Source organism: Actinomadura fulvescens (genome assembly GCF_039533225.1).
Classification (GTDB): domain Bacteria; phylum Actinomycetota; class Actinomycetes; order Streptosporangiales; family Streptosporangiaceae; genus Spirillospora; species Spirillospora fulvescens.
Map to the genome: position 1 here is coordinate 417,117 of NZ_BAAATD010000002.1, position 24,404 is coordinate 441,520.

13 protein-coding genes are annotated in these 24,404 nt (G+C 72.9%); 9 read left to right on the forward strand and 4 right to left on the reverse strand.

Features of this window, described 5'->3' with window-relative positions; translation table 11 throughout:
- Nucleotides 1–109 precede the first annotated feature (109 nt).
- Nucleotides 110–706, reverse strand: coding sequence for a maleylpyruvate isomerase family mycothiol-dependent enzyme (locus ABD333_RS08870; RefSeq protein WP_344539503.1), 597 nt, complete (start codon nt 704–706; stop codon nt 110–112).
- Nucleotides 707–796: 90 nt separating this feature from the next.
- Nucleotides 797–1,084, reverse strand: a complete 288-nt coding sequence (locus ABD333_RS08875; protein ID WP_344539505.1) for a DUF4235 domain-containing protein — start codon at nt 1,082–1,084, stop codon at nt 797–799.
- A 100-nt stretch (nt 1,085–1,184) separates the two neighbouring features.
- Here ABD333_RS08875 and valS point away from each other — a divergent pair, with 100 nt between their 5' ends.
- Nucleotides 1,185–3,710 (forward strand): valine--tRNA ligase, encoded by a 2,526-nt coding sequence (gene valS, locus ABD333_RS08880; protein ID WP_344539507.1) that lies wholly within the window; start codon nt 1,185–1,187, stop codon nt 3,708–3,710.
- A 4-nt stretch (nt 3,711–3,714) separates the two neighbouring features.
- Here valS and ABD333_RS08885 read toward each other — a convergent pair whose 3' ends face one another.
- Nucleotides 3,715–4,362, reverse strand: coding sequence for a TetR/AcrR family transcriptional regulator (locus tag ABD333_RS08885; protein ID WP_344539509.1), 648 nt, complete (start codon nt 4,360–4,362; stop codon nt 3,715–3,717).
- Between the two features lie 195 nt (nt 4,363–4,557).
- On the opposite strand from ABD333_RS08885, the gene ABD333_RS08890 reads away from it, so the two are divergent.
- Together ABD333_RS08890 and ABD333_RS08895 are read left to right on the forward strand one after the other, a co-directional pair.
- Nucleotides 4,558–5,505, forward strand: a complete 948-nt coding sequence (locus tag ABD333_RS08890; RefSeq protein WP_344539510.1) for an alpha/beta fold hydrolase — start codon at nt 4,558–4,560, stop codon at nt 5,503–5,505.
- 25 nt (nt 5,506–5,530) lie between these two features.
- A complete protein-coding gene (locus tag ABD333_RS08895; protein ID WP_344539511.1) occupies nt 5,531–6,430 on the forward strand; it encodes a metal-dependent hydrolase in 900 nt (299 codons plus the stop codon).
- 53 nt (nt 6,431–6,483) lie between these two features.
- Here the strand turns inward: ABD333_RS08895 and ABD333_RS08900 are convergent, their stop codons facing one another.
- Nucleotides 6,484–7,008, reverse strand: coding sequence for a flavin reductase family protein (locus tag ABD333_RS08900; RefSeq protein WP_344539513.1), 525 nt, complete (start codon nt 7,006–7,008; stop codon nt 6,484–6,486).
- Nucleotides 7,009–7,176: 168 nt separating this feature from the next.
- Here ABD333_RS08900 and ABD333_RS08905 point away from each other — a divergent pair, with 168 nt between their 5' ends.
- From ABD333_RS08905 to ABD333_RS08930, 6 genes are read left to right on the forward strand one after another with little or no spacing between them, the layout of a single operon-like run.
- Nucleotides 7,177–8,226, forward strand: coding sequence for a 3-oxoacyl-ACP synthase III family protein (locus ABD333_RS08905; RefSeq protein WP_344539515.1), 1,050 nt, complete (start codon nt 7,177–7,179; stop codon nt 8,224–8,226).
- Entirely contained in the window at nt 8,216–8,449 is a 234-nt protein-coding gene (locus ABD333_RS08910) for a phosphopantetheine-binding protein (protein WP_344539517.1), read from the forward strand. The genes ABD333_RS08905 and ABD333_RS08910 overlap by 11 nt, the downstream gene beginning before the upstream one ends.
- A complete protein-coding gene (locus ABD333_RS08915) occupies nt 8,446–9,207 on the forward strand; it encodes a 2-oxo acid dehydrogenase subunit E2 (RefSeq protein WP_344539519.1) in 762 nt (253 codons plus the stop codon). Before ABD333_RS08910 ends, ABD333_RS08915 begins: the two co-directional genes overlap by 4 nt.
- A complete protein-coding gene (locus ABD333_RS08920; RefSeq protein WP_344539520.1) occupies nt 9,204–10,289 on the forward strand; it encodes an alpha/beta fold hydrolase in 1,086 nt (361 codons plus the stop codon). The genes ABD333_RS08915 and ABD333_RS08920 overlap by 4 nt, the downstream gene beginning before the upstream one ends.
- Nucleotides 10,286–11,071 (forward strand): thioesterase II family protein, encoded by a 786-nt coding sequence (locus tag ABD333_RS08925; protein WP_344539521.1) that lies wholly within the window; start codon nt 10,286–10,288, stop codon nt 11,069–11,071. Before ABD333_RS08920 ends, ABD333_RS08925 begins: the two co-directional genes overlap by 4 nt.
- The gene (locus ABD333_RS08930; RefSeq protein ID WP_344539523.1) at nt 11,068–24,399 is read left to right on the forward strand and encodes an SDR family NAD(P)-dependent oxidoreductase; all 13,332 of its coding nucleotides are present in this window, start codon (nt 11,068–11,070) and stop codon (nt 24,397–24,399) included. Before ABD333_RS08925 ends, ABD333_RS08930 begins: the two co-directional genes overlap by 4 nt.
- The last annotated feature ends 5 nt before the right edge of the window (nt 24,400–24,404 follow it).

A 24,404-nucleotide genomic window follows, 5' to 3' on the forward strand; every position in this document is an offset into this window, starting at 1 on the left:
ACGCGGGCCGTGCCGCGGAAGACACCGACCGCCGCATGCTCCGGGCGGCCCGGGACGCGATGGACCGCGCCCGCCGCATCGAGCGGGCGATGTCCTGACTTCCGCCGGGTCAGGCGAAGTCGAGTTCGGACTTCACCGAGTCACGGCCGGTCAGCCAAAGGCCCAGTGCCTCGCGGGTGCCCCGGACCTCCTGCTTGGCGCCGGGAAGGGCGACGGGGCGGTGGCCGTCGGTCGGGACGAGCCGGTAGCGGAGGACGCGGCGGTTGAGCCAGAGGCTCAGCTGGAGGCCCTCGCGGAAGATGGCCGTCGCGACGGGGTCAGGGACTTCGCGCTTGAGGTTGAGGCCGCGGACGATGTCCTGGTGGTGCACGCCGAGGTCACCGAGGAGGATGGTGGCGCCGAGGCGGCTCGTGGTGCTGGGGCTGGCCGCCCAGTGACGGGCCCATTCCATGAGGCGTTCGCGGGAGACCGCGCGGGCGCGGTCGGCCTGTGCCTGGTTGGCGGCGTTGATGCGGATGCCGTACGGGAGGTAGGACGTCAGGTAGTCCAGGCCGATGACATGGCCGAGGACGTCGCGCGGAGCCCATTCGGTGCACAGGGTCGTGCCGGCGTCGAAGTCGTCGTCAGAGAGGCCTTCGACGGTGTCGATCAGGCGGGAACGTTCGGCTCGGAGCTCGTCCTCGTACGGGAGCCGGAAGGCTGGCATCGCGGTCGATCCCTTCTCGCGCCGGGATCGACCACGATACGCACCTGTCGTACGGGGGGCGGCACTGGACCCCCTATCCAATAACCGCGCTCAGACCTCGGACTTGAGCTCGTAGGGCGACTTGCCCGTGCCCTTGGCCCACTGCCGGGCGGCCGCCCGCGTGGCCAGGAGCCGCGCCACCTCCATGCCCACACCCATGATCACGGCCCAGCCGATCGCCTCGCGCAGCGCGACGTCGGGGGACTCGGGGTTGGTCGGCGGCTCCTTGCCGGTGCTCTTCTTCCAGGCCATGGTGATCGCCTTCTTCGCGACGAAGCCGCCGGCGAAGGCCGCGGCGCCCGCCACCAGACGCCAGCCGATGTCACCCTTGTCCGCCATCGTGTCCTCCACTACTCCGAATCTGCCGCCGACGCTACCGGACCGGCCCGCGGCGGGTTAATTGGCATGCGGAACGCCCCGATGTCAATACCATTGGCGCATGACAGAACAGCCGCGTACGCCGAACGTCCCCGCCAAGCCCTCTCTGGACGGCTTGGAGGACAAGTGGGTACGCGCCTGGGAGGACGCCGGCACGTACAGGTTCGACCGCACCCGGCCGCGCGCCGACGTCTACTCGATCGACACGCCGCCCCCCACGGTCAGCGGCTCGCTGCACGTCGGCCACGTCTTCTCCTACACCCACACCGACACCGTCGCGCGCTTCCAGCGGATGCGCGGCCGGGAGGTCTTCTACCCGATGGGGTGGGACGACAACGGGCTCCCGACCGAACGTCGCGTGCAGAACTACTTCGGTGTCCGGTGTGATCCGTCGCTCTCGTACGACCCGTCCTTCGAGCCTCCGGACAAGCCCGACCCCAAGCGGCAGGTGCCGGTCAGCCGCCGCAACTTCATCGAGCTGTGCGAACGGCTGACGCGGCTCGACGAGAAGGCGTTCGAGGAGATGTGGCGCCGCGTCGGCCTGTCGGTCGACTGGAACCACCTCTACACGACCATCGGCGACGAGTCGCGCACTGCGTCGCAGCGGGCGTTCCTGCGCAACCTGGCGCGCGGTGAGGCCTACGTCTCGGAAGCGCCGACCCTCTGGGACGTCACGTTCCGGACGGCGGTCGCGCAGGCCGAGCTGGAGGACCGTGACCACCCCGGTGCCTTCTACAGGCTGCGTTTTCGGGGTGAGGAACGTCCGGTTTACATTGAGACGACGCGTCCGGAGCTGCTGCCCGCGTGCGTCGCGGTGGTCGCGCATCCCGACGACGAGCGTTACCAGGAGCTGTTCGGCACGACCGTGCGGACGCCGTTGTTCGGCGTCGAGGTCCCGGTCGTCGCGCACCGGCTGGCCGAGCCAGACAAGGGGTCGGGCATCGCGATGATCTGCACCTTCGGCGATGTCAACGACGTCACCTGGTGGCGCGAGCTCGACCTGCCCACGCGCGCGATCATCGACTGGGACGGGCGGCTGGTCAGCGAGCCGCCGCAGGGCGTTCCGGCGCACCCGTACGACGAGCTCGCGGGCAAGACCGTCTTCTCCGCCAAGGAACGGATCGTCGAGCTGCTGCGCGGGTCCAGTGACCTGGACGGTGAGCCGCGCAAGGTCACCCGGCCGGTCAAGTTCTACGAGAAGGGCAGCAAGCCGCTGGAGATCGTCACGACCCGCCAGTGGTACATCCGCAACGGCGGCCGCGACCCGGAGACGCGCGCGGAGCTCCTCGCGCGAGGGCGCGAGCTGGTCTGGCATCCGCCCTACATGCGGGCCCGCTACGAGAACTGGGTCGAGGGGCTGGCGGGCGACTGGCTGATCTCGCGGCAGCGGTTCTTCGGCGTGCCGATCCCGGTCTGGTACCGGCTGGACGACGCGGGCGAGCCCATCTACGACGACCCGATCGTCCCGGCCGAGAGCAGCCTTCCGGTCGACCCGTCGTCCGACGTCCCGCCCGGTTACAACGAGGACCAGCGAGGCAAGGCCAACGGCTTCATGGCCGATCCCGACGTGATGGACACCTGGGCCACGTCGTCGCTCAGCCCGCAGATCGCCGGCGGCTGGGAACGCGACCCCGACCTGTTCGCCCGCGTCTTCCCGTTCGACCTGCGTCCGCAGGCACACGACATCATCCGGACCTGGCTGTTCTCCACCGTGGTCCGCGCGCACCTGGAGCACGGCTCGCTGCCGTGGACCGACACCGCGCTGTCCGGCTGGATCCTCGACCCGGACCGCAAGAAGATGTCCAAGTCCAAGGGCAACGTCGTCACGCCGATCGCGCTGCTGGAGGAGTACGGCTCGGACGCGGTCCGCTACTGGGCGGCCAACGGCCGGCCCGGCACCGACACCGCCTTCGACACCGGCCAGATCAAGGTCGGCCGCCGCCTCGCCATCAAGATCCTGAACGCGTCGAAGTTCGTGCTCGGCTTCGGTGAGGTCGACTCGGGCGCCTCCGTCACCGAGCCGCTCGACCTGGCGGTGCTCGCCGCGCTCTCCGGCGGCGTGGAGGAGGCGACCAGGGCGTTCGAGGGCTACGACTACACGCGGGCGCTGGAACGGACGGAACGTTTCTTCTGGGAGTTCTGCGACGACTACCTGGAGCTGGTCAAGACCCGTGCCTACGGTGAGGGCGCCGAGGCCCAGTCGGCCCGGGCCGCGCTCCGTACGGCGCTCTCGGTGATGCTGCGGCTCTTCGCGCCGATCCTGCCGTACGTCACCGAGGAGGTCTGGTCGTGGTGGCGGGAGGGCTCGGTGCACCGCGCCTCCTGGCCCGAGCCCGCCGAGCTGCCGTCCGGCGGTGACCCGGTCGTGCTGACGGCGACCGCCGAGGCGCTGCGCCAGATCCGCAAGGCCAAGTCGGAGGCCAAGGCCTCGATGCGCGCCGACGTGTCCCGCGCCGTCGTCCGGGGCGCCGAGGTGCGGCGTGTGGCCGGCCCCGATCTGGTCGCGGCGGGCCGCATCGCCGACCTGGAGCTCGAAGAGGCGCCCGCCGAGCTCGTCGTCGACGTCACCCTCGCCCCGGCCGGCTGACGCGTCAGGGCGGGCTCTGGCCGGGCCGGTCGCTGTCCGGGTCCGCGACGCCCACGGCCTGGAGGGTGCCGCCGAGGACGCGGACGGCCAGGTCGCGCACGTCCTCGCGGCCGAGGTCGTGGCCCTCCAGCCAGGAGTACGTGGCGCCCTCGACGAACGACAGCCAGCCGTCGAGGGCGACGCGCAGGGTCGGGCGCGGTGTGGGTGAGCCGGTCAGGCTCTCGGACATCGCGGCGAGGAGGCGCCTGCGGGCCGTCCGGTAGAGCGCGATCACCTCGGCGTCCACGCCGACGCCGCCGCTGGTCACGGTCTGGAAGGCCGACCGGTGCGCGTCCGCCCACCACAGGAAGCCGTCGAGGGTCCGGATGAGGCGTTCGGTGGGGGACAGGCCGTCGAACGATTCGGCGAGCTCGTTGAGCGTGCCGGCGGCGCGTTCGATCAACGCCAGGAACAGCCCGCGCTTGCTGCCGAAGTAGTAGTAGATCAGGCCCTTGGCGACGCCCGCCGCGCGCGCGATCTCGTCGATGGACAGCAGGTCGTACGGGCGGTCGGCGAAGAGCCGGGCCGCCACGTCGAGGATCGCGGCGCGCCGGGCCTCCCCGCGTCCCGTGGAGGCGGGGACGGTCTTCTCGGAACCGGCCGCGGCGGTCATCGTGCTCCCTGTCGCTTGAGTTGGGGTCGGGGCTCGGGCTCGGGGTCCGGGCTCGGTTCGGGCCCGGGTTCGGGTTCGGGCGGCCAGCATATTCGACTGAAGTCCAATTAGGGTCCGGATCGCTCTTGACTCTCGTTCAACTCGTTCTCCATATTAGAGGCCGATTCCAATTGGTGCGACGGACGGGAGCGAGGCGTGACGCTCACCCCCACGACCCGCAAGGTGAAGGGCGACGGCATCAAGCTGGCCGTCCGGCAGTACGGGCCCCGGGACGCCCCGACGGTCGTCCTCGTGCACGGCTACCCGGACAACCAGGCCATCTGGGAGCCGATCGCGGAGATCCTCGCCGCCCGGTTCCACGTGGTGACCTACGACGTGCGGGGCGCCGGCGAGTCCGGCAGGCCGCGCCGTACCAAGGCGTACGTCATGGACAACCTCGGCGGCGACCTCCGCGCGGTGATCGACGCCGTCTCACCGGACCGGCCGGTGCATCTGGTGGGGCACGACTGGGGTTCGGTGCAGGGCTGGGGTGCGATCACCGGGGCGGGCGGCGAGCGGCAGGCCGGGCGGATCGCCTCGTTCACCTCGATCTCGGGCCCCTGCATCGAGCACTTCGGGCAGTGGGTCAGGGACCGGCTGCGCAGGCCCACGCCGCGGCATCTGGCCGAGCTGGCGGGGCAGTTCGCGCGCTCCTGGTACCTGATGTTCGGCGCCGTCCCCGGGCTCCCGCAGCTCGGCTGGCGGCTCGGCGGAGCACGGCTGTTCCCGGTGATCATCGAACGGATGGAGGGCATCGAGCGCAAGCCGGGGCCCACGTTCCGCCAGGACGCGCTGTACGGGATGAAGCTCTACCGGGCCAACGCCCTGCGGTTCCTGCGTCCCGGCGAGCTCTGCCGAACGCGGGTGCCCGTCCAGGTCATCGCCCCGACCAGGGACGCGTTCGTCTCGCCCCACCAGTCCAAGGACGTCGGACGCTATGTGGACCGCTGCTGGCGGAGGGAACTGCCCGTCGGCCACTGGGGCGCCGTCCGCAAGGACCCCGCCGTCGTCGCGGCCTGGCTGGGCGAGTTCGTCGACCACATCGAGGGCGAGCCGGAGTCGGCCGGGCTCCAGGCCGCGCAGGAGCGGGCGCTGTGCGGCTGACGGCGCCGGAACGGAGGACCACCCGATGAACGAGATCGACGAACGGCACCCGGTCATCACGCCGCGGCGGGTCAGCTTCGACTGGTCGGACACCCCGCTGCACTGGATCCCGGACGAGCCGGTCGCCACGCACTTCATCAACGTGCTGCACCTGCTCCTCCCCGCCGGTGAACGATGGTTCGTGCGTGTCTACAAGCAGACGCTGCCGCTGGTGGAGGACGACGAGCGGCTACGCAGGGAGGTCAAGGGCTTCATGGGCCAGGAGGCCGTGCACGCCTACTCCCACCAGGGTGTGCTCGACCGCCAGATGCTCGCCCAGGGCCTGGATCCGCGGCCGCTCACCACCACGATCGAGTGGACGTTCCGGCACCTGCTGGGCGACCGGTCGCCGCTCCGGCTGATCCCCGCACGCCAGTGGCTCAACCTGCGCGTCGGCGTCATCGCCGGCATCGAGCACTACACGGCGGTGCTCGGCCAGTGGATCCTGGACGCCCACGAGCTGGACGACGCGGGCGCGGATCCGACGATGATGGACCTGCTGCGCTGGCACGGCGCGGAGGAGGTCGAGCACCGGTCGGTCGCGTTCGACGTGTACCAGCACGTGTCCGGCGCGTACTGGCGCCGTTTCGTCTCGTTCTTCGTCGGGGTGCTGGCGATGCCGCTGATGGTCTACTTCGGCGCCGCGTACCTGTGCCGCAAGGACCCCACGCTCAAGGGCGTGCGGCCGCGGATCCGCGACTACCGCCGGGCGGTCCGCCGCGGCATCTTCCCGAGCAACCGCTTCATGATCTCAGCCGCCCGCACCTATCTGCGCCGCGACTTCCACCCGTCGCAGGAGTGCTCGACGCGGAAGGCCCTCGACTACCTGGCCACCTCCCCCGCCGCCCTGGCCGCGGGCTATCGGGCGGACGAACCCGCCTCCTGAACGTGGTGGGCGGCCCCGCAGCATTCCGCGCCGCTGCGGGCCCGTCCACCGCCTCACACGTTCGGCGAGGGCGTGAAGCTCCCGTAGCCGCCCCGGAAGAAGACGAGCGGCCCGGCCGTCTGTGGTACGCCGGGATGGGCGCCGAGGTGATGGACGTGCGCGACCGTGATGTCGTGGTCTCCGGCGGGATGTTCCGCGACGACCGAGCACTCCAGCCAGGCCAGCGACCCGGCGAGGACCGGGAGGCCGGCCGGTGACCCCGACCAGTCCAGGTCCCGGAACTTGTCCCCGCCGCTGGCGGACAGCCGGGCGGAGACGGCCTGCTGGTGCTCGCTCAAGATGTTGAGGCAGATCCGGCCGGAGCCGCGCAGGTCCGGCCAAGTGGTGCTCGTATGGGCGACGCAGAATGCGACCAGGGGCGGTACCAGCGACACCGACGTGAACGAGTTGACCGCGAACCCGGCCGGCTCGCCGCGCGCCAGCCCCGTGACCGCGACGACGCCGGTGGCGAAGTGGCCGAGGACGGCGCGGAACGTGGCGGCGTCGGTGCCGGTGAGCGTTCCCTGTGGCCGGTGCATCGGTCCAGTCTTTTGCATCGCGCTAAAGCCAGGCTGAAGGCGCAGACATATTCGCCGATGCTTGGCTTAGCCCTGCTTTAGACGGATTCCTTAGCGTTTCAATGCGGGTGAACAACGCCGCAAGCCGAAAACGCGACCCGGTGCAACAGCCGGAAAAGGAGTGCGTCAGTGCGGGATCGCCAGATCCGACTCATCTCTGTGGGGACGGCACTTCCCGGGCCTCCCATCGACACGGCCGCGCTGGCCGACCGGTTCGGGATGGACACGCTGTGGCGGCAATGGGTCGAGACCTTCATCGGTACCAGAACACGCCATCTCGCTGTCGATCTGGCGTCGGGGCGCCCGCGCGAGTCGCTGGCCGATCTCGGCGCCGTCGCCGCGAACGTGGCGCTCGCGCGGGCGGGCGTCTCGGCCGCGGACGTCGATGTCGTGGTGCTCGGCACTGCGACTCCGGACCAGCTGATGCCGGCCACGGTCAACGTGATCGCCGACCGGCTGCGGATCGACGGCGTGCCCACCTTCCAGCTCCAGTCCGGGTGCTCGGGCGCGGTGCAGACGTTCGACGTGGCGGTCTCGCTGCTGCGCACCGGCCGCTACCGGAGTGCGCTGGTGATCGGCGGGGACGTGATCGCCAAGCACTACGACGTGACGGCGGACCTGAGCGCGCTCCCGTCCGGCGAACTGGTCAACTACGTGCTGTTCGGTGATGGTGCCGGAGCGGCCGTCCTCACCACCGAGGACCGGCCCGAGGCGCCGGTGGTCCGCGCGGTGCTGACCCGGTTGACGGGACTCGACCGGGCTCCGGGCCAGGTTCTGGAGTGGTACGGCCTGGCCGACCGCGGCTCGGCGCGGCCGCCCGCCAGCGAGGACTACAAGGCCATCGAGGAGCTGGTGCCCGTCCTTGCCGAGGAGGCCGCCGACGAGCTGCTGGACGATCTCGGCTGGACCCGCGATGAGGTCGACCATCTGCTGCCGCCCCAGCTGTCGGTCACCATGACCGAAAAGATCGCCAAACGGCTGGACTTCACGTCGGCCAAGGAGATCTCCTGCGTCGGCGAGACCGGCAACAACGGCAACGCGCTGCTCTTCTTCCAGCTCGACCGGCTGCTGGCCGACATGGCGGTGTCCGCGCGGGCCATCGCGGTGGCCATCGAGTCGAGCAAGTGGATCAAGGCGGGCATCGCCCTGGAGCGCGGGGGTGAGCCCGTTGGCCGCTGAGCTCACCCGGGCCGGTTTCGTCGAGCTGCTCCGGGACGAGATCGGACTCGATCTCGAGACGGCCGATCTGGCCCGTGGTCTCGACGAACTACCCGGCTGGGATTCGGTGCAGCTGCTGGCGATCCTCGTGCTCCTCGAAAAGCGCGTGGACCGCGCGTTGTCATTGCCCGACTTCCTGGACGCGGCGGATTTGGAGACGATTTACGAAATGGTGACCCGTTGACCGCACGACCCTTTCCCACACAGCGCCGCCACACATTGTTCTTCCTCGACCAGATCCGCGACTTCGCGCCGGTGTACCTCGACACCGAAGTCGACGCGACGGCGATCACCGCCGGGCGGGAGCGGGCCCGGGCGGCGGGCCGCCGGCGGTCGGTCGTGTCCTATGTCGTGCACGCCGCCGCGGGCGTGCTGGCCAAGCATCCCGAGGCGAACGCGGCCATCCACGGACGGCTGAACCCGGTCGTCGCGGCCTATGACACCGTCGCGGCGAAGGTCACCCTCGACAAGACCCTCGACGGCCGCAGGGTCGTGCTCGCCACCGTGATCCCGGAGCTGGGCGGCGCGACTCTGGACGACATCCAGGCCCACCTCGACCGGGCGATCGCCGCCGACCCCGACACCGCGGAGGAGTTCGCCGCGATTCGGAACCTCCGGCGGCTCCCCTGGCAGCAGGCGCTGGACCGGTTCCGGGAGGCGGCCGGGCGGCTCGAACTCAGGCCGGCCGTCACGGGCACGTTCAGCGTCACCTCACTCGGTCACCGGGCGGTGGACGGCTTCCACTCGGTCGGCGGCACCACGGTGACCCTGGGCGTCGGCCGCATCGCCGACCGCCCGGTCGTCCGGCACGGTGCGGTCGCGGTCGCGCCGGTGCTCCGCCTGTCGCTGGCGTTCGACCACCGGGTGATCGACGGGGCGGAGGCCGCCGATGTGCTCACCGAGATCAAGGACGCGCTGGAGAACGAGGAGACCGCCCCATGAACGAGCTGGATGAACTGAAGCGCTTCGTGATGGCGCATGCGATCTCGCAGTCCCTGCCTGCCGACCACTACGCTCCGCTGCTGGATCGGATCAGCACCGACACGGGCGACGAGCCGGGATCGTGGGCGTACGAGTGGGTCCGGGCGGGGACCGAGCTGGACGCCGCGGGCGAGGTGCTCGCGGCCTGCCAGTTCTACAACATGGGCCGGTTCCCGTTCGTGGACGGACCCGGCCGCAAGCGGGCGCTGGCCCGTTGCACCGACGCTTTCGACCGGTGGCGGCAGGCCGAGCAGCCCGGAATCGAGGCGGTGCGGGTCCGGGTCGGCGGCGTTGAGGTCAAGGTGTGGTCCGCCGGCCTGTCGGCCGCCGAGCCGCGCCCGCTGCTGGTGATGACCGGCGGCATCGTGAGCCCCAAGGAGCAGTGGGGGCCGGTGCTGCCGCAGATCGCGGCCTTCGGGATGGCCAGCGTGGTGGCCGAACTGCCCGGCGTCGGCGAGAACCCGCTGCTGTACGACCGGGACTCCTGGCGGTTGTTCCCGGCGATCCTCGACGCGGTCGCGGACCGGGCACGGGTGGCCGAGACCTACCTGCTCGCGCTGAGCTTCAGCGGGCATCTGGCGATCACGGCCGCGCTGCACGACCCGCGGATCCGCGGGCTGGTCGGCAACGGCCCGCCGATCCGTGACTTCTTCGTCGACGCCGCGTGGCAGCGGCGGGTGCCGAAGGTCACCCGGGACACGCTGGCGCACCTCACCGGCGTGCCGTCCGACGGAGTGTTCGACCACGTCCGGGACTGGGCGCTGGACGAGGAGCGGCTGCGGGCGCTGGACGTGCCGTTCGCCGCCGTGACGGCGCGCCGGGACGAGATCATCCCACCGGGGGACACCGCCCTCCTCAAGCGCTGTGTTCGCGACCTGCGGCTGCTCGAACACGACGACGTGCACGGCGCCCCCGCGCACCTGACCGAGACCCGCGTGTGGAGCCTGCTCGCGGTGCAGGAGATGCGGCCGGGCGCCGACCTGCGCGTGAAGGCCGCGCTCACCGGTGCGCTGGCGGCGGCCAGGGCGGAGAAGGTCCGATGACCTGGACCGGGACATCCACCGCCGGGCCGGCCGTCTCGATCCGCAGCGACTGGCTGCGGCAGGGCTTCCCGGCCGACGCCGGTGCGCCGACGGTGGTCTGCTTTCCGCACGCGGGTGGGTCCGCGGGCTTCTTCGCGCCCTTGGCCGAAGCCCTCGCCCCGGCGGTACGGGTGCTGGCGGTGCAGTATCCCGGGCGGCTCGACCGGCGCGGGGAACCACCTCTGGAGGACCTGCGGGAGCTCGCCCGACGGACGGCGGCGGCGATCGCCGAGGACGGGCCCGGGATCGCGCCGCTGGCGTTCTTCGGTCACAGCATGGGCTCGCTGGTGGCCTACGAGGCGGCGCTGCTGGGCGAGCGGGGCCTGGGTCACACCCCGGACGTGCTGTTCGTCTCGGGAGGCCGCACCCCGGGGTCGTCGCGGGTCGATCCGGCCGTCCTCCGCAGCGACGAGTCGCTGATCGAGACGGTGCTCCGGCTCGGCGGGACCTCTCGTGCGCTGCTGGAGAGCGCGGACCTGCGCGAGCTGGTCATGCCGGCGCTGCGGGCCGACTACCGGGCGCTGCGGGCGTATACGGCCGTGCCCGGGACCCGGATCGGCTGTCCGATCATCGCGCTGGCCGGGTCGGACGATCCGGTGGCGAACCCGGTCGAGGTGGCGCGGTGGCGCGATCACACCGCCGGCCGGTTCCGGTTCCGGGTCTTTCCCGGTGACCACTTCTACCTGACACCCCGGCTGGCCGACGTGGCGGACGCCGTACGGGCGGGGCTCGGCATCTCGTGAACGAGAGTGAGGCACGGTTGAACGGCGAGGACGAGCGGGCGGCGTGGCCGATCGCGGTGATCGGGCTGGCGTGCCGCCTCCCCGGAGCACCGAGTCCGCGGGCGTTGTGGCGGCTGCTGAGCGAAGGACGCAGTGCCGTGGGCGAGCCGCCCGCCGAACGGCACGCCACGGCGGCCGCCGTGCGGGACGAACCGGGCATCCGGTACGGCGGTTACCTGGAGGCCATCGACACGTTCGATCCGGAGTTCTTCGGGATCTCGCCGCGTGAGGCGGCGGCCATGGACCCGCAGCAGCGGCTCGTCCTGGAGCTGGCCTGGGAGGTTCTGGAGGACGCCGGGGTGGTGCCGGCCTCGCTGCACGGCACCGCGACCGGCGTGTTCGTCGGCTCCATCGCCGACGAGTACGCCGCGCTGTCGCGGCCCGCCGGGATCGGGCGGCACACGCTCACCGGGACGACCCGGGGCATGATCGCCAACCGCGTCTCCTACACCCTCGGCCTGCGCGGGCCGAGCATCGCGGTCGACACCGCCCAGTCCTCGTCGCTGGTCGCCGTGCACCTCGCGTGCGAAAGCCTGCGGCGCGGCGAGTCCGGGCTCGCGGTGGCGGGCGGCGTGAACCTGATCGTCGACCCCCACGGCACCACCGCCGTCGCGCGCTTCGGCGGGCTGTCCCCGGACGGGCGATGCCATACCTTCGACAGCCGGGCCAACGGATACGTCCGTGGCGAAGGAGCCGGGCTGGTCCTGCTCAAGCCGCTGGACGCGGCGGTCGAGGACGGTGACCCCGTCTACGCCGTTCTGCTCGGCGGCGCGGTCAACAACGACGGCACGACCGATGGCCTCACCGTGCCCAGCGCGGAGGCGCAGGCCGCGGTGCTCCGGCGCGCCTGGCGGGCGGCCGGGGTGACACCCGCCGACGTTCAGTACGTCGAGCTGCACGGCACCGGGACGCCGGTCGGCGACCCGGTGGAGGCGCGCGCACTCGGGCTCGCGCGGGACACCGGTCCGGTCCTGGAGGTCGGGTCCGTCAAGACCAACGTCGGGCACCTGGAAGGCGCGGCCGGGATCACGGGCCTGCTGAAGACCGTGCTCAGCGTCGCCGAACGCGCGCTACCCGCCAGCCTGAACTACGCCGAGCCCAATCCGGCCATCGACCTGGACGGATGGCGGCTCTCGGTACGGGACCGGGGTGGGGCGTGGCCACGCGGGGACCGGCGTCTGGTCGCCGGGGTCAGCTCGTTCGGCATGGGCGGCACCAACTGCCATCTGGTGGTCGCGGAACCTCCCGGACCGCCGGAGCCGGGCGACCCACCGCCGGCGCCGGGTCCGGCGACACCGCTGGTGCTCAGTGCCAGGACCGAACCCGCGCTGCGGGACCAGGCGGCGGCGCTCCGCGACCTCCTGGCCGAACACGGTGATGTTCCCGACGGCCTCGCCCGTGCGCTGGCCACGGACCGCGCCGCGTTCGCCGAGCGCGCGGCCGTCACCGGAGATGTGCGCACGGGTCTGGAGGCGCTGGCGGACGGGCGTCCGGCCGCCGGTGTCGCCAGGGGACGAGCCGCCGCCGCGCCGCTGGCGGTGCTCTTCCCGGGGCAGGGCAGCCAGCGTCCTGGCATGGGCCTGCGGGCCTACCAGGAGTTCGCCGCCTGGCGCGCGGCGTTCGACGAGGTGGCGGAGGCGCTCGACGCCCGCCTGCCACGCCCGGTCCGCGAGGTCGTCTGGGCCGGCGAGCAAGCGGGCCGGCCGGCACTGCTCGACCGGACGGCCTTCACGCAGCCCGCGCTCTTCGCGATCGAGGTGGCCTGCTTCCGGCTGCTCTCGGCGCTGGGCGTGAAGCCGTCCTTCGTGGCCGGCCACTCCATCGGTGAGGTCGCCGCCGCGCACGTGGCGGGCATCCTGGACCTGCCGGCCGCGGCGGAGCTGATCGTGGCACGGGGCCGGCTGATGGGGGACCTGGCCGAGGGCGGTCACATGCTGGCGGTCGCCGCGGGAGAACACGAGGTCGCGGAGCTGGTCGCCGGAGCCGGGGGCGTCGCCGCGATCGCCGCCGTCAACGGGCCGGCCGCGGTGGTCGTCTCCGGGGAGAGCCGCGCCCTGGACGGCATCGCGGCGCGCGCCGCCGAACGCGGGCTCCGGAGCCGGCGGCTGGTGGTGAGCCACGCGTTCCACTCCCCGCTGATGGATCCGATGCTGGCCGAATTCCGATCGGTACTGGAAGGGCTGTCGTTCGGGAGAGCCCGGATCCCGTTCGTGTCCACCGTCACCGGCCAGGCCGTCGAGACCACCGACCCGGACTACTGGGTCGCGCACGCCCGGCAGCCGGTACGGTTCGCCGACGGGCTGCGGCGGTTGTCCGATCTCGGTGCGGGCACGTTCGTGGAGGCGGGCCCAGGCGCCGCTCTGAGCGGCCTCGGCCGGGAGATGCTCGGACGGTCCGCGTCGTTCGTTCCCCTGCTCGGCAAGGACGACGACGTCGCACGTGCGGTCGGCGGTCTCTTCACGGCGGGCACGGAGCTCGACTGGGACACGGTGTTCCCGCCCGGTGGCCCTCGTGTCGCTCTGCCCACCTATCCGTTCCAGCGGGAACGGTACTGGCTGGACACCACGCCGGTGGAAAGCGGGCAGGTCGGCGCCCAGCCGGTCACAAGCGCCCCCGCTCCCTCCGCGTCCGGTCGCGCCGGCACGACCTCGGCCGCGCTCGCACCCGCCGCCTCCGATATCGACGTGGAACGCCTCGTCCTCGACGAGGTGGCGGCCGTGCTCGGGTTCGCCGACCCGGCACGCGTCGACCGGGACGCCACGTTCAAGGACCTCGGCCTCGACTCGCTCGGCATGGTCGAGCTGCGCGACCGCCTCGGTGCCGCGGTGGGCGTCGACCTGCCGACCGCCACGTTGTTCAGCCACCCGAGCACCGCCGCGCTCACCGGCCACCTACGGGGGGCGACCACGGAGACCGAGGTCGTGGTGCGCCGCGACGACGGTGATCCGGTGGTGATCGTGGGCATGGGCTGCCGGTACCCGGGCGGGGTGGCCTCGCCGGACGACCTGTGGGACCTGGTCGCGTCGGGCGCCGACGCGATCGGGGAGTTCCCGGGCGACCGGGGCTGGGATCTGGACGCGTTGTTCGACCCGGACCCTGAACGTCCGGGGACCTCCTACACGCGGTACGGCGGCTTCCTCCACGACGCCGCCGAGTTCGACGCCGAGTTCTTCGGCATCAGCCCCCGTGAGGCCCTGGCCATCGATCCGCAGCAGCGGCTGCTCCTGCAGACCTCCTGGGAGGCGTTGGAACGAGCCGGGATCGATCCGCTCTCGCTGAGGGGCAGTGACACCGGTGTCTTCATCGGGGCGACGGCATCGGACTACACACCCCGGTTGCACGAAGGCGGCGGTGGCGCCGACGGCTATCTCCTCACGGGCGGCAGCATCAGTGTGGCGTCGGGTCGGATTGCTTATGTGTTGGGTTTGGGTGGTCCGGCGTTGACGGTGGATACGGCGTGTTCGTCGTCGTTGGTGGCGTTGGATTTGGCGGTGCGTGCGGTGCGTTCGGGGGAGTGTTCGCTGGCGTTGGCGGGTGGGGTGGCGGTGATGGCGTCGCCGGGGATGTTTGTGGAGTTTTCGCGGCAGCGTGGGTTGTCGGTGGATGGGCGGTGTCGGGCGTTTGGGGCTGGGGCTGATGGGACGGGGTGGGCTGAGGGTGTGGGGGTGGTGGTGGTTGAGCGGTTGTCGCGGGCTCGTGGGTTGGGGCATCGGGTGTTGGCGGTGGTGGCGGGTTCGGCGGTGAATCAGGACGGGGCGAGTAATGGGTTGACGGCGCCGAGTGGGCGGGCGCAGGAGCGGGTGATGGTGCGGGCGTTGGGTGATGCGGGGTTGGTGGCGGGTGATGTGGATGTGGTGGAGGGGCATGGGACGGGGACGCGGTTGGGTGATCCGATCGAGGCGCAGGCGTTGATCAATGTGTATGGGGGTGGGCGGGGGGAGCCATTGTGGTTGGGGTCGTTGAAGTCCAATTTGGGGCATGCTCAGGCGGCTGCGGGGGTGGGTGGGGTCATCAAGATGGTGATGGCGCTGCGGCATGGGGTGTTGCCGCGGACGTTGCATGCTGAGACGCCGTCGCCGCATGTGCGGTGGGAGGGGTCGGGGGTGCGGTTGCTGGATCGGCGGCGGGTGTGGCCTGATCGTGGCAGGCCGCGGCGGGCGGCGGTGTCCTCGTTCGGGATCAGTGGCACCAACACCCACGTCATCCTCCAGCAACCCCCCGCCGAGCCAGACCGTCCCAGTGACCAGGGCGGCCCGGCACCACTGGTGCTGTCGGCGAAGACCGAGACCGCGCTGCGGTCGCAGGCCGCGGCGTTGCACAAGGTCCTCGCTTCGGACGCGGCACCCGACACGCGCGACATCGCCTGCACCCTCGCCCGGCGAACACCATTCGAGTACCGGGCCGTCATCGACGCCGACGCCGAGCTCCCCGCCGCGCTGGCGGCGCTGCGGGACGGTGAAGGGCATCCTGGTGTGCTGACTGGGCGCGCGGCTTCCGACCAGCGGCTCGCGTTCCTGTTCTCCGGGCAGGGCGCCCAGCGGATCGGGATGGGCACGGAGCTGCTGGCGGCCGGGGGCGCCTACACCGATGCCTTCGCCGAGGTCGGGATCCACCTGGAACCCCTGCTCGGCATCGGCCTTCGCGAGTTGCTCGCGGAGGCGCCGGAACGGCTGCGGGAGACCCGATACGCCCAGCCCGCGCTGTTCGCGGTCGAAGTGGCCCTCCACCGGCTCGCGACGGCCCATGGTCTGCGGCCCGACTTTCTCATCGGCCACTCCATCGGTGAGCTGGCCGCCGCGCACATCGCGGGAATCTTCGATCTGGAGGACGCCTGTACGCTGGTCGCCGCGCGGGGCAGGCTGATGCAGTCCGCACGGACGGGCGGCGCGATGGCCGCCTTCGCCGCCACCGAGTCACAGGCGGCCGAACTGGTCGCGCCCACCGACGGCGCCGTGGAGATCGCCGCGATCAACGGCCCCGCGGCCGCCGTCCTCTCCGGTGACGCGGAAACGATCGACGCCCTCGTCGCCGATTGGAAGAAGGCCGGACACCGGGCGACCCGGTTGAAGGTCAGCCACGCGTTCCATTCCCCGCACATGGACGAGGTCCTGGACGAGTTCCGCGCCGTCGTGTCCGGTCTGACCTTCGCCGCGCCCGAAATCCCGATCATCTCGACGGCGACCGGAGCGCTGTCCGGCGAGCTGGAGATGTCCACACCCGAGTACTGGGTCGCGCAGCTGCGCGGTCCGGTCCGGTTCGCAGGCGCGGTCCGCGCCGCCCACGACGCCGGGGTGACGCGGTTCGCCGAGCTGGGACCGGACGGCTCGCTCGCCGCGATGGCGCAGGAGACCGCCGACGGGGTGCTCGCAGTGCCGTTGCTGCGGCCGGGCAAGGACGAGCGGGGCACCGTCCGGCACGCGCTGTCCCGGCTGCACGTGGCCGGTGTACCGGTCGACTTCGAACCGCTGTTCCCGTCCGCCCGCCTCGTCGACCTGCCCACCTATCCCTTCGAGACGCGGCGGTACTGGCTCCGGCAACCCGACGACGGCGGACGGCCGGACTCCTACGGGCTGGACGGCTCGCCGCATCCGCTGCTCGCCGCCGCTGCCGAGCTGCCGGATGCCGGAGGCCGCCTCTACACCGGCGTGCTGTCGGTACGGCGGCACCCGTGGCTCGGCGACCACCGCATCGACGGCCGCGTGCTCGTCCCGGCGGCCGCGTTGGTCGATCTCGCGCTCGCGGTCGGCGTGGCCGCCGGCCGTCCCACGCTGACCGACTTCGTCGTGCACGTGCCCGTGGAGCTCGATGAGACGGCCGAGGTCAGGCTGCAGGCGACGGTGTCCGGCGACGGGGAGCTCACCGTACGGAGCAACGCCGCCGGCGAGCAGTGGACCGTCCATGTCACCGCCGTTCTCGCCACGAGCGAGATCGCGCCGGCGACGACCACGCCGCCCGCACGAGCGGCGGCAAGGGTCGACGCGGGAGGCGTCGAGGAGACCTACCGGCTGCTGGCCGACCACGGTTATGAGTACGGTCCCGCCTTCCAGGCCCTGGCCATCGCCTGGCGTGAGGGCGAGACGCTCTTCGCCGAGGCCGAACTGCCCGCCGACCTGCAACCCGAGGTCACGCGATACGGCCTGCACCCGGCGCTGCTCGACGCCGTCCTGCACGTGTTGTCGCTGGACGGGATCGACGGCCCGCGCCGCGTACCGTACTCCCTGGACGGGGTGCGGCTGCACGCCGCGGGCGCCACCCGCGTCAGGGCGCGGCTCACACCCGCCGGAGCCGACGCCTACCGCGCCGACGTGATCGGCGACGACGGGCACCCGGTGCTGACCATCGAGCGTCTGCGGCTGCGCCCGCTGCCCTCCGCCGCCGGGCTCTACCGGCTGCGCTGGGAGACCGTGCCCGCCCCTGTCCCCGGCTCGAAGGCGGCCGGTGCCACGCTGCTCGACCTCCGCGCGGACGCCGACGACCCGCTGGCCGGGGCCGAGGCCGCGCGCCGCGCCGTTCAGGAATGGCTGGCCGGCACGGAGGGCGAGGACGGCGCGGGAGACCGCCTGGTGATCGTCACACACGGCCTCGCCGTCGACGAGCACGAGCCCATGCGATCGTCGGCCGCCGCGGTGTGGGGCCTGGTGCGGGCGGCACAGGCTGAGCACCCCGGGCGGTTCTCGCTCCTGGACGCGGACGGCGGCGCGCAGGCCGAACTCCTGGCGGCGATCGGCGCCCGGCTGCCCGAGGCGATGGTGCGCGGTGACACGCTCCGGGTTCCCCGCCTGGTGAACGAGGCCGAGCCGGTGGCCGAAGAGCCGTCCTGGCCGCGCAGCGCCGCGGGCGGCACGGTCCTGATCACCGGTGGCACCGGCGCGCTCGGCCGGGAGATCGCCCGTCATCTCGTCACGCGGCACGGCGTGCGGAACCTGCTGCTGGCCGGCCGCCGGGGCGACCGGCACCCCGAGGCCGCGCGCACCGTGGCGGAGCTGACCGCCCTCGGCGCACGAGTCACCGTCCGTGCCTGTGATCCGGTCGTCAGGACCGCGCTCGCCGACCTCCTGGCGGAGCTCGACGGGCCGCTCACCGGGGTGGTGCACGCCGCCGGCGTGACCGACGACGCGGTCGTCGAGCGGCTCTCCGCCGAGGCGCTGCGCCGGGTGGTCGCGACCAAGGCGGTCGCCGCGCGCAACCTGGACGAGCTGACCCGTGACCACGGGCTGGACGCGTTCGTGCTGTTCGGCTCGGTCGCCGCGGTCGTCGGCACCGCCGGGCAGGGCAACTACTGTGCCGCCAACGCCGCCCTTGAGGCGATCGCGCACGGCCGGCGGCTGTCCGGGCGGCCCGCGCTGACCGTCCACTGGGGGCTGTGGGACATCGGCGCGGGTCTGGCCGCCGAGCTGACCGACCGTGACATCGCCAGGCTCGGCCAGGCCGGGATCAGGCCGATGAGCGGCACCGACGGGCTCGCGCTGTTCGACCGGGCGATCCGGTCCGACGCGACGGCGTTGGTGGCGGCGCGCCTGGACCTGCGTGCCGCGGAACGCCGTCGCCGCCCCCGCCCCACGGCACGGCCCGTGCCCGCGCCCGTGCCCGTCTCCCCGGCCGACACGAGCGGGCTCGTGCTCGAATCGATCGCGGCGGTGCTGGGCCATGCGAGCGCGACCGAGATCGACCCGGAGCGGGCGTTCAGCGAGATCGGCTTCGACTCGCTGACCGCGGTGGAGCTGCGCAACCTGCTGAGTGACCGGCTCGGCGTCCGGCTGCCCGGCACGGTCGTCTTCGATCATCCCAACCCGGCCGCACTGATCCGCTTCGTCGAGGACCGGGCGGGGGGCCGGACGCGCGCGGCGGAGATCACGGACCCGGGCGCGGATCAGGACGCGGAACAGGAGCCGGCCGGCGCTGCGGACGATCCGATCGCCATCGTGGGAATGGCGTGTCGCTTCCCCGGCGGAGTCCGTACTCCCGCCGCACTCTGGGAGCTGCTCGCCGAGGGCTCCGACGCCATCTCCGAGTTTCCCGCCGACCGTGGCTGGGACCTGGATCTGTTCGATCCGGACCCCGAGCGGTCCGGTACCTCCTCCACTCGTCATGGCGGCTTCCTGCACGACGCCGCGGAGTTCGACCCCGAGTTCTTCGGCATCAGCCCGCGCGAGGCGCTGGCGATCGACCCGCAGCAGCGCCTGCTCCTGCAGACCGCGTGGGAGGCCGCCGAGGACGCGTACATCGACCCGGCCACGTTGCGCGGCAGCCAGACCGGCGTCTTCGTCGGCGTCATGTACTCCGACTACGGCGCCCGGCTGCACCAGCGCCGCGGCGCGGCCGGGGAACTGGAGGGTTACCTGGTCAGCGGCAGCGCGGGCAGCGTCGCCTCCGGCCGGATCTCCTACAGCCTCGGCCTGGAGGGGCCGGCCGTCACCGTGGACACGGCGTGCTCGTCCTCGCTCGTCGCCGTGCACCAGGCGGCGCAGTCGCTGCGGCTCGGCGAGTGCTCGCTCGCCCTGGCGGGCGGCGCGACCGTCATGGCGAGCCCGGCCACGTTCATCGAGTTCAGCCGCCAGCGCGGGCTGGCGCCGGACGGCCGTTGCAAGCCGTTCTCCGCCGCCGCGGACGGCACCGCCTGGGCCGAGGGGGCGGGACTGCTGGTGCTGGAACGGCTGTCGGACGCCCGCCGCAACGGGCACCGCGTGCTGGCGGTCGTCCGCGGCTCCGCGGTCAACCAGGACGGTGCGAGCAACGGGCTCACCGCGCCCAACGGCCCGGCCCAGGAACGGGTCATCCGCGGTGCCCTGCGCGGCGCGGGGCTGCGCGCCGCCGACGTGGACGTGCTGGAGGCCCACGGCACCGGAACGACGCTCGGCGACCCCATCGAGGCGGGGGCGGTGCTGAACACCTATGGCGCCGACCGCGACGACCGTGCCCCGCTGCTGATGGGATCGGTGAAATCCAACCTGGGACACACCCAGGCGGCCGCGGGCGCCGCCGGGATCATCAAGATGGTGCTCGCGATGCGGCACGGTCAGGTGCCCGGCACGCTCCACGCCGAGCGGCTCTCCGGCCATGTGGACTGGTCTGCCGGGTCCGTCGCGGTGCCCACCGGGCTCAGCCCGTGGCCGGACACGCCCGGGCCGAGGCGCGCGGCCGTGTCCTCGTTCGGCATCAGCGGCACCAACGCCCACGTGATTCTGGAGCAGGTCGGTCCGGCGCCCGATCCGGACCCGGTGCCCGAACTGGACCCGGCGCCCGAATCGGACCCGGCGCCCGAGGCCGACGCCGGGTCCGCCGGTGATCGGGTGGTGCCGTGGGTGCTCAGCGCCCGCACCCCGGCCGCGCTCCGGGAGCAGGCCATTCGGCTCAAGGAGCATGTGCTCGCCGACCCCCGGCTCCGGGTAGGCGACGTCGCCCTGTCGCTGGCGACCACGCGGACCGCGTTCGACCGGCGGGGCGTCGTCCTCGGTCGCGACCGGGCCGAGCTTCTCGACGGGCTCGACCACCTGATCGAGGGCACCTCCACGCCGGCGGGCTCCTTCCCCGCGGTGTTCACCGGTTCACCGGTGCGCGGGAAGACCGCGGTGTTGTTCACCGGACAGGGCAGCCAGCGCGTGGGGATGGGCATCCGGCTGTACGAGGCGTTCCCGGTGTACGCGAGGGCGTTCGACGAGGTCTGCGCGCAGTTCCGCGCGGTGGCGGGACCCGACGTCGCGGCGATCGCGTCGGGTGCGGCGCCGGAGGGCGCGATCGACCGGACGCGCGGCACCCAGGCCGCGCTCTTCGCGGTGGAGGTGGCGCTCTTCCGCCTGCTGGAGTCGTGGGGCCTGGCCGCGGAGCTGCTCGCGGGCCACTCGATCGGCGAGATCGCCGCCGCTCACCTCAGCGGCGCGCTGAGCCTCGGCGACGCGGCGGCGCTGGTCGCCACTCGCGGGCGGTTGATGCAGGAACTGCCGGAAGGCGGCCTCATGGCCGCCGTCCAGGCCGACGCGGAGACGGTGGCGCGGCTCGTCGCCGAGACCGGGAAGGGCGTGGACATCGCCGCGGTGAACGCGCCCGGCTCCGTGGTGCTCTCCGGGGACGCCGACGCCGTCGAGGAACTGCTGGCCGTCCTCGCCGGGCGCGGGCACCGCGTGCGCCGCCTCACGGTGAGCCACGCGTTCCACTCGGCGCACATGGACCCGATGCTCGACGCCTTCCGTGCCGAACTCGGCGAGCTCGCCGCCGCCGATCCGAGCCGGACCGTGGTGTCCACGCTGACCGGGCGCGAGGCCGGCGCGGAGAGCCTGGGCTCGGCGGCGCACTGGGTCGAGCAGGTGCGCGGCGGTGTGCGGTTCGCCGATGCGGTCGGACGGCTGCGCGAGCTCGGCGCGGTCCGCTTCCTGGAGGTCGGCCCGGACGCCGCGCTGACCGCGATGGTGCGGCAGTGCGACCTCGGTGACGACGGCGTCGCGATGGCGGCGCTCGACCGCAGGCGCGACGATCTGGCGGCGCTCTGGGCCTTCGTGGCGCGGGCCTTCCTCGCCGGCGTCGGATGGGACTGGCGGGAACTCATCGGCGGCGGCTCTCGCATCGTCCCGCTTCCCACCTACCCCTTCCATCGCGAACGGCTGTGGCTGCCGCCCCCGGCCGGGGACGCGACCGCGGCGGGCATCGGGGCGGACGAGCCTGACCATCCGCTGCTGGCCGCCTCGATCGACGTCCCGGGCGAGGCGAGCACGGTCTACACCGGCGTGCTGTCGCACCGGCGTTCGCCGTGGCTCGCCGACCACGCGCTGCGGGGCGTGCCCGTGCTGCCCGCCACCGCGCTGGTCGACCTGCTGGGGTGGCTCGCCGCCCGGCACGGCGGCGAGACCGTGGCGGAACTGACGCTCCACGCGCCCGTCCCGGTGCCAGAGGACGAGGACGTTCGGCTGCGGGTGACCGTGGCCGGCACGGCGGTGCGGGTGCACGTCCGGCCGGCGGGCGCCGGCGAGTGGGCACTGCACGCCGAGGCCACGCTCGGAACCGATCCCGGGCCGGCGCCCACCTGGCATGGCTCGCGGCCCTCCAGCGCCGAAGCGGTCGACGTCGCGGATCTCTACGCGCGCTTGGCCGACCGCGGGTACGACTATGGCCCCGCGTTCCAGGGAGTGCGCGAGCTCTGGCGCTCGGAGGACGAGCTGTTCGCCGAAGTGGACACGGGCGGCGACCTCGTCCCCGGCCTGCTCGACGCGACGCTTCATTCGTGGCTCACGGGTGTGCTCGATGCGCCACAGCAGGCCGGGATCGACGTCCCGTACGGCTGGCAGGGCATACGCCTGCACGGCACGCCCACCGGGCCGTTGCGGGTCAAGATCCGCCTCACCGGAGAACGGGCGTTCGCGCTGGAGGCGATCGATGCCGGCGGTCTGCCGGTGTTCTCGGTGGACGAGGTACGGCTGCGTGCCGTGGAGGCCGCCGCGCTGTCGGAGCTGACGGCCAGGCGTGCGGTCAAGGTGGAGCCGTACGAGCTGGGCTGGGTCGCAGCGGCGCACGCGGACGGTCCATGGGCAGGGCACGCGGTGTCGCTCGTTCTCGGCGCCGGCACCCGGACGCCGGGCACCGATGATCTGGCACTGCCGTTCCCGGTCGTACGCGCGCTGGACGGCTCCGAAGACCTTGTCGTCGCCACGGTCGCGTCCGGCCCGGACCACGAGCCGGCAGCCGCCGTCCGCGCCGGGATCGAGGTGGTCCGGGACCTGATCCTCACGCTCCCCGAACGGGCCCACCTGGTCGTGGTCACGCGCGGCGCGGTCGCGGTCGATGACACCGACCGGCTCCCCGGGCTCGCCGAGGCGGCGCTGTGGGGCCTGGTCAGGACCGCGCAGCACGAACAGCCCGAACGCGTCAGCATCGTGGACGTCGACGGCCACGCCGAGTCCGCGGCGCTGCTGCCGGGGCTGGCCGCCACGCGACCCGGCCAGGCCGCCGTCCGCGCGGGCAAGGTTTTCCGGCCGCGCCTGCGGGTCGTGACCGGTGCCCCCGCCGGGCCACCGGACCTCGGCACGGGGACGGTCCTGGTCACCGGGGCCGGCGGCGCGCTCGGGGCCGCGACGGCCCAGCGGCTGGTCGCCGTGCACGGCGCCCGCAGGCTCCTGCTGGTCAGCCGGCGCGGCGCCGCGGACCCGGCGCTGCCGGCTCTCGCCGAACTGCTCGCCGGCGACGCGGAGGTGGAGGTCGCCGCCTGTGACCTCGCCGACGCCGCCGCGGTCGAGACTCTGATCTCGGGCATCGGCTCCAGGCATCCGCTCACCGCCGTGTTCCATGCGGCGGGCGCCCTCGACGACGCGGTGCTGGAGAACCTCACGTCCGACCGGCTCGACCGGGTGCTGCGGCCCAAGGTCGACGCGGCCTGGAATCTGCACCGCCTCACCTCCGGCCTGCCACTGACGGCGTTCGTGCTCTACTCGTCGGTGGCCGGTGTGCTGGGCAACGCCGGGCAGGCGGGGTACGCGGCCGGCAACGCCTTCCTGGACGCGCTCGCCCAGCGGCGGCGTGCCGAGGGCCTGCCGGGGACCTCGCTGGCGTGGGGACTGTGGGAGACGGGTCCCGACGCCGGCATGGCCGCCGAGCTGGACGGCGCGTCCCGGGCCAGGCTGGACCGTCTCGGCGTCCGCGCGCTGCCGGTGGCGGCGGGGCTGGAGCTGCTGGACCGGTCGCTCGCGAGCGGCCGGGCGCTGCTGGTGCCGGCCTGGTTCGACCAGGCGGCACTCGCCCGCCGGTCGGGTACGCCGCCCGCGGTGCTCGCGGACCTGGTCCCGGCCCGGCCGGCTCCGGTGGCGGCGGCCGTGCCGTTGCCGCAGCGGGTCGCCGGGATGCCGGAGGCGGGTGCGCGCACGCTGGTGCACGAGGTGGTCACCGGCCGGGTGGCGGAGGTGCTCGGGCTCGCGAGCGCGGCGGCGGTGCCCGACGACCGCGGCCTCTTCGACGCGGGCCTGGACTCGCTCACCGCGATCGAGCTGCGCAACCGGCTGAGCTCCGATCTCGGCGAGCGGCTGCCCGCGACCGTGTTGTTCGACCACCCGACCGTGCGGGCGCTGACCGAGCACCTGCTGGACCGGTGCGAGCTCGGCGGACCGGGGTTCGACACCGCGGTGCTGGCGGGCTGGGTGTCGGACGCCGGCCGTGACGAGGAACGCAGGGCCGGGCTGGTGCGCGCGCTCAAGGAGGCCCTCGACGCGCTGGGCCGCGACGGCGCGGCCGATGGGGGACCGACCTTTGGAATGGATTCAGCGTCCGATGATGAGCTGTTCGGACTGCTGGACCGAGAACTGAGCGAATGATGCGG

Bases quoted from the DNA above. Each gene is read 5' to 3' on its own strand.
- ABD333_RS08870 (WP_344539503.1), bottom strand. From the start codon at position 706: ATGCCAGCCTTCCGGCTCCCGTACGAGGACGAGCTCCGAGCCGAACGT.
- ABD333_RS08875 (WP_344539505.1), bottom strand. From the start codon at position 1,084: ATGGCGGACAAGGGTGACATCGGCTGGCGTCTGGTGGCGGGCGCCGCG.
- valS (WP_344539507.1), top strand. From the start codon at position 1,185: ATGACAGAACAGCCGCGTACGCCGAACGTCCCCGCCAAGCCCTCTCTG.
- ABD333_RS08885 (WP_344539509.1), bottom strand. From the start codon at position 4,362: ATGACCGCCGCGGCCGGTTCCGAGAAGACCGTCCCCGCCTCCACGGGA.
- ABD333_RS08895 (WP_344539511.1), top strand. From the start codon at position 5,531: ATGAACGAGATCGACGAACGGCACCCGGTCATCACGCCGCGGCGGGTC.
- ABD333_RS08900 (WP_344539513.1), bottom strand. From the start codon at position 7,008: ATGCACCGGCCACAGGGAACGCTCACCGGCACCGACGCCGCCACGTTC.
- ABD333_RS08920 (WP_344539520.1), top strand. From the start codon at position 9,204: ATGAACGAGCTGGATGAACTGAAGCGCTTCGTGATGGCGCATGCGATC.
- ABD333_RS08925 (WP_344539521.1), top strand. From the start codon at position 10,286: ATGACCTGGACCGGGACATCCACCGCCGGGCCGGCCGTCTCGATCCGC.